Origin of the sequence: Pseudomonas sp. ATCC PTA-122608, assembly GCF_001952855.1 — a bacterium.
Classification (GTDB): Bacteria; Pseudomonadota; Gammaproteobacteria; order Pseudomonadales; family Pseudomonadaceae; genus Aquipseudomonas.
The window spans coordinates 208,323-221,384 of sequence record NZ_LPNO01000002.1 but is presented as its reverse complement, the minus strand read 5'-3'; the positions used below and the strand labels follow the sequence as shown (position 1 = coordinate 221,384).

Genomic DNA, 13,062 nt, shown 5'->3' with positions numbered 1-13,062 from the left:
TGATCGAACTTACTCGCCAGAGTGGGTCCGGTCGGACAAAAACTGTTCCACTTGCAAACAAGGAAGTACGTTTATGTCAAAAGTAAAAGACAAAGCTATTGTATCGGCGGCTCAAGCAAGTACCGCTTATACGCAAATCGATAGCTTTAGCCATCAATACGACCGCGGCGGCAACCTCACGGTCAATGGCAAACCTTCGTTCACCGTTGACCAGGCCGCTGACCACCTGCTGCGTGAGAACGCCGCGTACCGCGACGTGGACGGCAATGGCAAGATCGATCTTACCTACACCTTCCTGACGTCGGCTTCCAACTCGACCATGAACAAACATGGGATCACCGGGTTCAGCCAGTTCAACACCCAGCAGAAAGCACAGGCCGTACTGGCCATGCAATCCTGGGCTGATGTGGCCAATGTCACCTTCACCGAGAAAGCCTCGGGCGGTGACTTCCACATGACCTTCGGCAACTACAGCGGCGGCCAGGACGGCGCAGCGGCCTTTGCCTACCTGCCAGGCACCAACGCCAAGTACAACGAAAGCGGGCTTGACGGCACTTCCTGGTACCTGACCAACAACAGCTACACGCCGAACAAAACGCCGGACCTGAACAACTATGGCCGGCAGACCCTGACCCACGAAATCGGCCACACCCTGGGCCTGGACCACCCTGGCGACTACAACGCCGGGACCGGCAACCCTTCGTACAAAGACGCGGACTATGGACAGGACACGCGCGGCTACAGCGTCATGAGTTACTGGAGCGAGAGCAACACCAACCAGAACTTCAGCAAAGGCGGGGTAGAGGCTTACTCGTCCGGCCCGCTGATCGACGACATCGCCGCGATCCAGAAGCTCTACGGCGCCAACTACAACACCCGCGCCGGCGACACCACCTACGGTTTCAACTCCAACACCGGGCGTGATTTCCTCAGCGCCACTTCATCGGCTGACAAGCTGGTGTTCTCGGTGTGGGACGGTGGCGGTAACGACACCCTGGACTTCTCCGGCTTTACCCAGAACCAGAAGATCAACCTCAATGAGACCTCGTTCTCCGACGTGGGTGGCCTGGTGGGCAACGTTTCCATCGCCAAGGGCGTGACCGTAGAGAACGCCATCGGCGGTTCGGGTAACGACCTGTTGATCGGTAACGCAGCAGCCAACGTCCTCAAAGGCGGTGCCGGCAACGACATCCTCTTCGGCGGCGGCGGTGCAGACCAGCTGTGGGGCGGTTCAGGCAACGACACCTTCGTGTTCGGCGCCAGCTCGGACTCCAAGCCAGGGGCGGCCGACAAGATCTTCGACTTCACCTCGGGTTCGGACAAGATCGACCTCACCGGCATCACCAAAGGTGCAGGCCTGACCTTCGTCAACGCGTTTACCGGTCACGCCGGCGACGCGGTGCTGTCCTACGCTTCGGGTACCAACCTGGGCACATTGGCAGTGGACTTCTCCGGTCACGGCGTGGCGGATTTCCTCGTCACCACCGTGGGCCAGGCAGCGGTCAGCGACATCGTGGCTTGATTCAGGTGTAAAGGAGGGTGGCGCACACGCGCCGCCCTCTGCCCTTGCATCCACCCTTTGAACGGGCGAAGGTGATGACGCTATTTCGCAGTACAGTTGCCTGGTGTCTCCAGGCGTTGCTTATGTCGGCAGGAGCCACAGCAATGGCAAGCAGTCTGGTTTTACCCACGTCCGCGCAGTTGGCCGGGCATTGGACGCTGCACCAGCAAGAGCAGGTGTGTGCGCTGGATCTGGTTGAACACGCCAACGCTCTGGGGGGCGATGTGGAGTGCGCGGGACAATGGCTGGGTGAAGCCCCTGTTAGTTGGACGCCAACTCCCGACGGTATTTGGTTGATGAATGCCGAAGGCACCGGCATTACCCATTTGAATCGCCAGAAAGAAGGCGAATATGAAGGCCGCGTAAAATCTGGCGCGGTATTGATATTACAACGTGCACCCTAATAGTTCGTTATAACGATATAACCCGATTTTAATGTTTGCCCGCCTCTTAATGGGGCGCCTGGCAAACTATTGCGCGTCATTCGGCTCAGGGAAGATCAGGCAACATGGCGAAGACCACTCCCGTTGCACCACTGTTCAAGGCACTCGGCGACTACAAAAGTATTCTGATCAGTATTGGCTGCTTCACGGCATTGATTAACGTATTGATGCTGGTGCCGTCGATTTATATGTTGCAAGTCTACGACCGCGTGCTGTCTTCACAGAACGAAACCACCCTAGTGATGTTGACGCTGATGGTGGTGGGGTTCTTCGCCTTTATCGGCGTGCTGGAGGTGATCCGCAGCTTTATCGTGATTCGCATCGGCAGCCAGTTGGAGCGCCGCTTCAACCTGCGGGTGTACAAGGCCGCCTTCGAGCGCAACCTGCAACGGGGCGAAGGCCATGGCGGGCAATCCCTGGGGGATCTGACCCACATCCGCCAATTCATCACCGGGCCGGCGCTGTTCGCGTTTTTCGATGCGCCGTGGTTTCCGATCTACCTGTTTGTGATCTTCCTGTTCAACGTCTGGCTGGGTGTCTTGGCCAGCGCCGGTGCAGTGCTGCTGATTGCCCTGGCGTGCCTCAATGAATACCTGACCAAAAAGCCCCTGGGTGAAGCCAGCGGGTTTTCCCAGCAATCCACCCAGTTGGCCACCAGCCACCTGCACAACGCCGAAACCATCCAGGCCATGGGCATGCTCGGCGCATTGCGCAAGCGCTGGTTCAAGGTGCATTCGCAGTTTCTGGGCTTGCAGAACAAGGCCAGCGATACCGGCTCGATCATCAGTTCCCTGAGTAAATCCCTGCGCCTGTGCCTGCAATCGTTGGTGCTCGGCCTGGGGGCGTTGCTGGTGATCAAGGGCGACATGACGGCGGGCATGATGATCGCCGGTTCGATCCTGATGGGCCGGGTGTTGAGCCCCATCGACCAGTTGATCGCCGTGTGGAAGCAATGGAGTTCGGCCAAGCTGGCTTATCAGCGCCTGGACGGCCTGATGCGTGAGTTTCCGCCCCAGGGCGAGCAGATGGCCTTGCCGGCGCCCAGGGGCAATGTGAGTTTCGAGCAGGTCAGCGCGGGCCCGCCGGGGCGGCGTGTGCCCACCTTGCATCAGGTCAGTTTCAACCTGACTGCGGGTGAAGTGCTCGGCGTGCTGGGTGCTTCCGGCTCCGGCAAATCGACCCTGGCCCGCGTACTGGTAGGCGTGTGGCCAACCCTGGCGGGCACCGTGCGTCTGGACGGGGCCGATATTCATCGCTGGGACCGCGACGACCTCGGCCCGCATATTGGCTACCTGCCCCAAGACATCGAACTGTTCAGCGGCAGCATCGCCGACAACATCGCACGCTTTCGCGAAGCCGATCCCCAACTCGTGGTGCAGGCCGCCCAACAAGCGGGCGTGCACGAATTGATCCTGCGCTTGCCCCACGGCTACGACACCGTGCTCGGTGACGAAGGCAGCGGCCTGTCCGGTGGCCAGAAACAACGGGTCGCCCTGGCCCGCGCGCTGTACGGCGGGCCGCGCCTGATCGTGCTCGACGAGCCCAACTCCAACCTCGACACCGTGGGTGAAGCCGCCCTGGCCAGCGCGATCATGCAGATGAAAGCCCAGGGCAGCACGGTGGTGCTGGTGACTCACCGTTCCTCCGCGCTGGCCCAGGCCGACAAGCTGCTGGTGCTGAACGAAGGCCGGTTGCAGGCATTTGGTCCGAGCCAGGACGTGCTGAGGGCACTGTCCGGCCAGCGGGAACAGCCCAACTGTAGGAGCGAGCTTGCTCGCGAAGGTCGTTAACGATGACGCGGGCATCCTGAATGAACGCGGCGGTCTCAGGTTTTTCGCGAGCAAGCTCGCTCCTACAGTTTTTTAACAAGCCGCAAGGATCAGGCGCATGAGCAGCGACAGCAGCATTCAAATCAACCGCGATTACGAACAGACTCACCCCGAACACGATGCGCGCTTCTTTGCCCGCATGGGCTGGCTGCTGACAGTGGTCGGCGCCGGCGGGTTTTTCCTGTGGGCCAGCCTGGCACCGCTGGACCAAGGGATTCCGGTACAAGGCACGGTGGTGGTGTCGGGCAAGCGCAAGGCCGTGCAAACCTTGAGCCCCGGCGTGGTCAGCCGGATTCTGGTGCGTGAAGGCGAGGCGGTGAAGCAGGGCCAGCCGCTGTTCCGTCTTGACCAGACACAGAACCAGGCCGACGTGCACTCCCTGCAAGCCCAATACCGCATGGCCTGGGCCAGCGTGGCGCGGTGGCAGAGCGAGCGCGACAACCAGCCAACCATCACCTTTCCGCCGGAGCTGAGCACCAACCCCGATCAAGCCCTGGCATTGGTCCTTGAAGGCCAGCGCCAACTGTTCAGCAGCCGCCGTGAAGCCTTTGCCCGGGAACAGGCCGGGATTCGCGCGAGTATCGAAGGCGCCACCGCACAGCTGAACGGCATGCGCCGCGCCCGCAGCGACCTGACCGCCCAGGCGCAATCCCTGCGTGACCAACTGAACAACCTGCAACCCCTGGCCGACAACGGCTACATCCCGCGCAACCGGCTGATGGAGTACCAGCGCCAACTGTCCCAGGTGCAACAGGACCTGGCGCAGAACACCGGCGAAAGCGGCCGGGTGGAGCAGGGCATCCTTGAATCGCGCCTCAAGTTGCAGCAGCACAGCGAGGAATATCAGAAGGAAGTCCGCAGCCAATTGGCCGATGCGCAACTGCGCAGCCTGACCCTGGAGCAGCAACTGACTTCCGCTGGTTTCGACCTGCAGCACAGCGAAATCAATGCGCCTGCCGATGGCATCGCGGTCAACCTGGGCGTGCACACCGAAGGCGCTGTGGTGCGTGCCGGTGAAACCCTGTTGGAAATCGTGCCCCAGGACACCCGCCTGGAAGTGGAAGGGCGCTTGCCGGTGCATCTGGTGGACAAGGTCGGCGCCCACTTGCCGGTGGACATCCTCTTCACCGCCTTCAACCAGAGCCGCACGCCGCGGGTGCCAGGGGAGGTGAGCCTGATCTCCGCCGACCAGATGCTCGACGAAAAAACCGGCATGCCGTACTACGTGTTGCGCACCGTCGTCAGCAGCAACGCCCTGGAAAAACTCCATGGCCTGGTGATCAAGCCGGGGATGCCCGCCGAGATGTTCATCCGTACCGGCGAGCGCTCCTTGCTCAATTACCTGTTCAAGCCGCTGCTGGACCGCGCCGGCTCGGCGTTGACCGAGGAATGAGCATGAAGCCGATGTTCATCGCCTTGTTACTCGCCTGCAGCAGCGCCCAGGCTGCCATGGGGCCGTTCGATGTTTACGAACAGGCCCTGCGCAACGACCCGGTATTCCTCGGCGCCATCAAGGAGCGTGACGCCGGCCTGGAAAACCGCACCATTGGCCGCGCCGGCCTGCTGCCCAAGCTGTCGTACAACTACAACAAGGGCCGCAACAACTCCCAGGCCACCTTGCCCGACGGGCGCGGCGGTAATTATCACGATGACCGCAACTACAACAGCTACGGCTCCACCTTCACCCTGCAACAGCCTTTGTTCGACTATGAAGCCTATGCCAACTATCGCAAGGGCGTGGCTCAGGCGCTGTTTGCCGACGAGAGTTTTCGCGACAAGAGTCAGGCGCTGCTGGTGCGGGTGCTGACCTATTACACCCAGGCGTTGTTTGCCCAGGACCAGATCGACATTGCCCGCGCCAAGAAAAAGGCCTACGAGCAGCAGTTCCAGCAGAACCAGCATCTGTTCCAGCAGGGCGAAGGCACCCGCACCGACATTCTGGAAGCGGAATCGCGCTATGAGCTGGCTACCGCCGAGGAAATCCAGGCGCTGGATGAGCAAGACGCGTCGCTGCGAGAGCTTGGCGCATTGATCGGTGTGCAGAGCGTCAACATCAATGACCTGGCGCCGCTGAACCCGGGATTTGCCGCCTTCACCCTGACCCCAGCCAACTACGACACCTGGCACGAACTCGCGCTGACCAACAACCCCAACCTGGCCTCGCAGCGCCAGTCCGTGGAAGTGGCGCGTTATGAAGTGGAGCGCAACCGTTCCGGGCACCTGCCACGGGTCACGGCCTATGCCAGCTCGCGCCAGCAGGAGTCCGACAGCGGCAACACCTACAACCAGCGCTACGACACCAACACCATCGGCATCGAAGTCAGCATGCCGTTGTATGCCGGTGGCGGCGTCTCGGCGTCCACCCGCCAGGCCAGCCGGGCCATGGAGCAGGCCGAGTACGAACTGGAAGGCAAGACCCGCGAAACCCTGATCGAACTGCGGCGCCAGTTCAGCGCTTGCCTGTCGGGGGTGAGCAAGCTGCGCGCCTACCAAAAGGCGCTGACCTCCGCCGAAGCGCTGGTGGTCTCCACCAAGCAAAGCATCCTCGGCGGCGAGCGGGTCAACCTCGATGCGCTGAACGCCGAGCAGCAGCTGTACAGCACTCGTCGCGACCTGGCCCAGGCGCGGTACGACTACCTGATGGCCTGGACCAAATTGCATTACTACGCGGGCAACTTGCGCGACACCGACCTGGCCAAGGTGGATGAGGCATTTGGTCCTATGAGCCGCTGATGGTGGGGCTAAGGAGCTTGCTGTGGTGGGGGGGAGCTTGCTGTGGCGAGGGAGCTTGCTCCCGCTGGGCTGCGTAGCGGCCCCAATACCTTGGGAGCGCTGCGCACTCCAGCGGGAGCAAGCTCCCTCGCCACAGCAAGCTCCCAAGCCACAGCGAGCTTTCAAGACACAGCTAGCTCCCAAGCCACAGCAATTGCCCTCGCCACTGGTATTTCAACAATAAGAAAAAGGACTCTTCATGATCACTGATTCACCTCGCTTCAAACCCTTCACCGCAGGCTCCTTGTTGCTGCTGTCCGTGGCAGCCCACGGGCAGTACATCGAAACCGGCAAAGCGGGCGATCCCGCCAGTTGGCGCTCCGCCGAGTTCCAGAGTGACTGGGGCCTGGACCGGATGAAAGCCAACGAGGCCTACGCGAGCGGCATCACCGGCAGTGGCGTGAAGATCGGCGCCCTCGACTCGGGTTTCGACCCCAACCATCCCGAAGCCTCCAAGGACCGCTATCACGCGGTCACCGCCAGCGGCACCTACGTCGACGGCAGCACGTTCAGCACCACCGGCGCGCTCAACCTCAGCAACGACTCCCACGGCACCCACGTCACCGGCACCATGGGCGCGGCCCGTGATGGCGTGGGCATGCACGGCGTGGCGTACAACGCGCAGATCTACGTCGGTAACACCAACGCCAATGACAGCTTCCTGTTTGGCCCCACGCCGGATCCCAAGTACTTCAAGGCGGTGTACAGCGCCCTGGTGGATTCCGGCGTGCGCGCGATCAACAACAGTTGGGGCAGCCAGCCCAAGGACGTCAGCTACCAGACCCTGGGCGACCTGCACGCGGCCTATGCCCAGCACTACAACCAGAACACCTGGCTAGATGCTGCTGCGGATGTGGCCAAGGCCGGGGTGATCAACGTGTTCAGTGCCGGGAACAGCGGCTACGCCAACGCCAGCGTGCGTTCGGCCTTGCCGTATTTCCAGCCGGAACTGGAAGGCCACTGGCTGGCGGTGTCGGGTCTGGACAAGGCGAATAACCAGAAATACAACCAGTGCGGCATCGCCAAGTACTGGTGCATTTCCACCCCTGGGGCGTTGATCAACAGCACCATTCCCGACGGCGGTTATGGGGTGAAGTCCGGCACCTCGATGTCGGCGCCCCATGCCACGGGCGCACTGGCGCTGGTGATGGAGCGCTACCCGTACCTGAACAACGAGCAGGCCTTGCAGGTGTTGTTGACCACGGCCACTCAACTCAATGGCGCGGTTACCGATGCACCGACCACGCAAGTTGGCTGGGGCGTGCCGGACCTTGGCCGGGCGATGCACGGGCCCGGGCAACTGCTTGGGCCGATGAATGTCACGTTGGCGGCCGGGCAGGGCGATGTGTGGAGCAACGCGATCTCCGACAAGGCGCTGATCCAGCGCCAGGCCGAAGACAGCGCCGAAACCCTGGCCTGGCAGCAAACCCTGCGCGACAAGGGCTGGGAAAACGGCGTGGGCGCCGGCGCGAGCCAGCAGGACCAGACGGACTATGCCGTTGGCACCGCCCGGGCGGCAGCGGCGGCCCAGCGTATCTACGAAGGCAGCCTGATCAAATCCGGCGCGGGCAGCCTGATCCTCACGGGTGACAACACCTACCGTGGCCCGACCACCGTGAATGGCGGTCGGTTGGCGGTGAATGGCTCACTGACGTCGGCAGTGACGGTCAATGACAGCGGCACACTGGGCGGTTCCGGCCGTATCGCGGCATTGCAAGTGAACAGCGGCGGCACCGTGGCGCCGGGCAACTCCGTGGGTACCTTGCAGGTGGCTGGGGACGTGAACCTCGCTGCCGGCTCAACCTATGCGGTCGAACTCACCTCCACCAGCAGCGACCAGATTGTCGCCACCGGCAAGGTAATCCTCGGCGGAGGTACCGTGACCCTGGCCCTGGAAAACAGCCCGACTTTGCTCAGCCAGCAACAGGCCGAGAGCCTGCTGGGGCGTCAGTACAACATCCTCCAGGCGGCGGGCGGGATTCAGGGGCAGTTCGGTGCGGTGTTGCCCAACTACCTGTTCCTCGGCGGCACCCTCGACTATGCCGCCAACGGCGTGCAGCTGGACATTGCCCGCAGTGATGCAAGCTTTGCCAGTGTCGGCGCCAACCGTAACCAGCGCTCGGTGGCGGCGGCCGCCGAGCAGTTGGGCGCGGGCAACCCGGTGTACGAAAGCATCCTGCGTTCAGACTCCGTGGCCAGTGCGCAACAAGGCTTCCAGCAACTGTCGGGAGAAATCTATCCGGCCATCGACACGATGCTGATCAACGATAGTCGCCAACTACGTGATGCCGTCGGCGAGCGCCTGCGCCATACGCCGGTCGCTGGTGAAAGCAATGTGTGGGTCAAGGCGCTCGGCAGCTGGGGCCAGACCGACAGCCGCAGCGAAACGGCGGGCTACACCACCTCACTGGGCGGCATGCTGGCGGGTGTCGACGGTGCGCTGGATGAGCAGACCCGCGCCGGTCTGGTGGCCGGTTACAGCGACAGCTCACTGAACATGGGCAGCGGCACTCACTCCTCGGCGTCTATCGACAGCTACCACCTCGGCGCCTATGCCGGGCACGAGCTGGGCAACTGGCGCTTGAGCGTCGGAGGCGCGTACAGCTGGCATCGCGGCGACGTGAAACGTGACTTGCAGTACGGCGAAGTCAGCGGCAAGCAGAAGACCAAACTGGATGCGCGCAGTGCCCAGGTATTTACCGAAGCGGCCTACCGTTTAAGCCTGCAATCGATGGCGTTGGAGCCGTTCGCCAACCTGGCTTACGTGCACCTGGACAACGAACGCTTTCACGAGAAAGGCGACGCCGCTGCACTTCAGCGTGGCAGTGACAGCCGCGATGCAGTGCTGAGCACCCTGGGCCTTCGGGCATCGAAAACCTTCCCTCTCAATGACCGCCAGCAACTGGACGTTTCCGGCTCGTTGGGCTGGCAGCACAGCCTGAGTGCCGTTGAATCCGAAGAGCACCTGGCGTTTGTCGCCGGTGGGCCGTCGTTCGCGGTGCAAAGCTCGCCGTTGATGCGCGATGCGGCACTGGTGGGTGTACAGGCCAGCCTGGCGTTGAGCAAAAGCACACGGGTCAACCTCGACTACACGGGCCAATTGGCTGGACGGGAAAAAGTCCAGGGCGTGGGGTTGAGCCTGAACTGGCAGTTCTAAACGGTGCCCTCTTCATGTAGGAGCGAGCTTGCTCGCGAAAAACGTGAAGGCACCGCATTTATCCAGAAAGCCCGAGTCATCGTTAACGACCATCGCGAGCAAGCTCGCTCCTACAAGGAAGTCCACCGTGAAAAAAACAAAACGAGGGTTTCACTCCGCCATCCCAACAGGCCCGGGCTACCCGCTCAAGGCCTTGAGCTGCGTGCCATATGGCGCGTTGCTGTGTTGCCTGGCCAGCTTGGGTACCGCCCAGGCCGCACCCTACGTGGAAAGCGGAAAACTGGGGGATGCTGCCAGCTGGCGCAGCAATGAGTTCAAGGCCGATTGGGGCCTGGGCGCGGTGCATGCAGACGCTGCTTACGCCGCCGGCTACACCGGCAAGGGCGTCAAGCTGGGGATCTTCGATCAGCCGGTGTATGCCCAGCATCCGGAATTCGCCAGCCCCGGCAAAGTGGTCACGATCGTGACCGAAGGCATTCGCCAATACACCGACCCGTACATCCCGGTGAAGGCCGGGGATGCGTTTCGCTATGACGGCACGCCCTCCCTGGGCTCCAACGGCAAACTCGGCAATCACGGCACCCACGTGGGCGGGATTGCCGCCGGTAACCGCGACGGCGGGCCGATGCATGGCGTGGCGTTCGATGCGCAGATCATCAGCGCCGAAAACGGTGACCCGGGCCCCGAAGACGGGATCATCCTGGGCAACGACGGCGCGGTGTACAAAGCCGGTTGGGACGCGCTGGTGGCCAGCGGTGCACGCATCATCAACAACAGCTGGGGCATCGGTATCGGTGACCAGTACGCCAAGGGCGGGCGCGATCCGGCGTTTCCCAACTTCACGGTCAATGAAGCCCAGGCGCAGTTCAATAACATCCGGCCGATCCTTGGCACCATCGCCGGCGGCGCTTATCAAGGCGCCATCGATGCGGCCCGCAGCGGCGTGTTGACGATCTTTGCCGCCGGCAACGACTACAACCGCAACAACCCGGATGCGATCTCGGGCCTGGCGTACTTCGTGCCGGAGATTGCACCCAACTGGCTGTCGGTGGCGGCGTTGCAACAGAACCCCGACACCGCCAGTTCCGATCCGTACGTGATCAGCACCTTCTCTTCACGTTGCGGTTATGCCGCCAGCTTTTGCGTGGCGGCGCCCGGGACCAAGATCTACAGCTCGGTGATCAACGGCACCACCCTGGAAAACCTGACCACCGACTACGCCAACTTCAACGGCACCTCCATGGCCGCGCCCCATGTGGCGGGCAGTGCGGCGGTGTTGATGGAGCGCTTCCCGTACATGAGTGGCGACCAGATTTCCACGCTGCTGAAAACCACCGCGACCGACCTCGGCGCACCGGGCATCGACTCGCTGTACGGCTGGGGCATGATCAACCTGGGCAAGGCGATCAACGGCCCGGGGATGTTTGTGACGGCTGAGGATATCCCGGCCGAGTTTCGTATCGACGGTGCCTACGGCTCCGGTCAATTCGTCGCGGACCTGCCAGGGATTGGCGCCGTGGTGGATGCCGGCAAACCGACCCAGCGCATTTGCACCGACGTGCATTGCGGCCTGGATGTATGGAGCAACGACATCTCCGGGCACGGCGGCCTGACCAAGCAGGGGATTGGTGCATTGGTGCTGACCGGCACCAACACCTACAGTGGCCCGACCCTGGTCAACCAGGGGTTGCTGGCAATCAATGGCTCGATCACCTCCGACGTCACCGTCAGCAACAGCGGTGTAGTGGGCGGTTCCGGACGCATTGGTTCGCTGACGGCGAACAGCGGCGGTACCGTGGCGCCGGGTAACTCCATCGGCACGCTGAACGTGGCCGGCGACGTGAGCTTTGCGGCGGGCTCCACTTACGCGGTGGAACTGTCGGAAACCAGCAGTGACCGCATCGTCGCCGGTGGCAAGGCCACCCTCAGCGGCGGCACGGTGACCCTGGCCCTGGAAAACAGCCCGACGCTGCTGACCCAGACCCAGGCCGAAAGCCTGATCGGTCGCCAATACAACATCCTGCAGGCCGCAGGCGGGATCACCGGCAGCTTCGGTTCGGTACTGCCTGACTACCTGTTTATCGGCGGCACCTTGAACTACGCCGCCAACGGCGTGCAACTGGATGTGGGGCGCAACGCCAACACCTTTGCCAGTGTGGCCGCCACCCCGAACCAACGTTCGGTGGCAGCCGCCGCCGAGCAATTGGGTGCGGGCAACGCCGTCTATGAAAGCCTGTTGCTGGCGCCGAATGCGGCCTCGGCCCAAGGTGCGTTCCAGCAGTTGTCCGGGGAAATCTACCCGGCGCTGGAAACCGCATTGGTCAATGACAACCGCTACCTGCGCGAAGCCGTGGGCGAGCGTTTGCAGCAAGGGGAAATGGGCGCATCGAGCCAGACCGTCGACAGCCGTGGCAACGTCTGGGTCAAGGCGCTGGGCGCCTGGGGCAAGACCAACAGCGGCAGTGATACGGCGGGCTACACCACCTCCATCGGCGGCATGCTGGCGGGTGTGGACGGCGCGCTGGATGACGACACTCGTGTGGGCCTGGTAGCGGGGTACAGCGACACGTCACTGAACATGGGCAGCGACACCCATTCCCGGGCGTCGGTAGACAGCTATCACTTGGGTGCCTATGCCGGGCACGAGATCGGTGCCTTGCGTTTGAGCGGCGGGGCGACCTACAGCTGGCACCGCGCCGATGTGAAACGCGAGCTGCAATACGGTGAAGTCGCTGGCAAACAGAAAGCCAAGGTGGATGCCCGCAGCACCCAGGTGTTTACCGAAGCGGCCTATCGCTTGAACCTGCAACCCCTGGCCCTGGAACCGTTCGCCAACCTGGCGTATGTGCATCTGGACGCCGATGGGTTTACCGAGAAGGGCGATGCGGCGGCCTTGAAGGGCCGGGATGACAGCCGCGATGTTGTGTTGAGTACCCTGGGTGCTCGAGCGCTGAAAACCTTGAATATCAACGACCATCAGCAACTGGAGCTTTCCGGCACCCTGGGCTGGCAGCACAACCTGAGCAGCGTCGATTCCGAGCGGCACCTGGCGTTTGCGTCGGGCGGTACGTCGTTCTCGGTGGAGAGTTCGTCGATGGTGCGTGATGCGGCATTGGTGGGCGCGCGGGTGAGTCTGGCGCTGAGCAAGGATGCGAAGGTGAACCTGGATTACAACGGCCTGCTGGCCAGCAAAGAGAAAGTCCATGGGGTGGGTTTGAGCCTGGACTGGGCTTTCTAAACACTGCAGTTCGAAATGTGGGAGCGGGCTTGCTCGCGAAGGCGGTGTGCCAGTCGGTGGAT

7 protein-coding genes and 1 pseudogene are annotated in these 13,062 nt (G+C 62.5%); all 8 read left to right on the top strand.

The window, feature by feature from the left end; all coding sequences use genetic code 11:
* Positions 1 to 73: 73 nt before the first annotated feature.
* Complete coding sequence (locus tag AU074_RS03520; RefSeq protein WP_076013515.1) at positions 74 to 1,522, top strand: serralysin family metalloprotease; 1,449 nt, start codon at positions 74 to 76, stop codon at positions 1,520 to 1,522.
* 74 nt (positions 1,523 to 1,596) lie between these two features.
* Complete coding sequence (locus AU074_RS03515; RefSeq protein WP_076013711.1) at positions 1,597 to 1,965, top strand: AprI/Inh family metalloprotease inhibitor; 369 nt, start codon at positions 1,597 to 1,599, stop codon at positions 1,963 to 1,965.
* Positions 1,966 to 2,069: 104 nt separating this feature from the next.
* Positions 2,070 to 3,794 carry a type I secretion system permease/ATPase gene (locus tag AU074_RS03510; protein WP_076013514.1) on the top strand — a complete coding sequence of 575 codons (1,725 nt, stop codon included), beginning with the start codon at positions 2,070 to 2,072 and terminating at the stop codon, positions 3,792 to 3,794.
* Positions 3,775 to 3,867: pseudogene (locus AU074_RS34355) on the top strand (outer membrane lipoprotein carrier protein LolA); the annotation flags it as partial. The gene AU074_RS03510 and the pseudogene AU074_RS34355, both read left to right, overlap by 20 nt.
* A 24-nt stretch (positions 3,868 to 3,891) precedes the next feature.
* A complete protein-coding gene (locus tag AU074_RS03505) occupies positions 3,892 to 5,226 on the top strand; it encodes an HlyD family type I secretion periplasmic adaptor subunit (RefSeq protein ID WP_076013513.1) in 1,335 nt (444 codons plus the stop codon).
* A 2-nt stretch (positions 5,227 to 5,228) separates the two neighbouring features.
* Entirely contained in the window at positions 5,229 to 6,566 is a 1,338-nt protein-coding gene (locus AU074_RS03500) for a TolC family outer membrane protein (protein WP_076013512.1), read from the top strand.
* Positions 6,567 to 6,804: 238 nt separating this feature from the next.
* A complete protein-coding gene (locus AU074_RS03495) occupies positions 6,805 to 9,762 on the top strand; it encodes an autotransporter serine protease (protein WP_076013511.1) in 2,958 nt (985 codons plus the stop codon).
* Between the two features lie 160 nt (positions 9,763 to 9,922).
* Positions 9,923 to 13,000: an autotransporter domain-containing protein gene (locus tag AU074_RS03490; RefSeq protein ID WP_371916610.1), complete on the top strand. Its 3,078-nt coding sequence runs from the start codon at positions 9,923 to 9,925 to the stop codon at positions 12,998 to 13,000.
* The last annotated feature ends 62 nt before the right edge of the window (positions 13,001 to 13,062 follow it).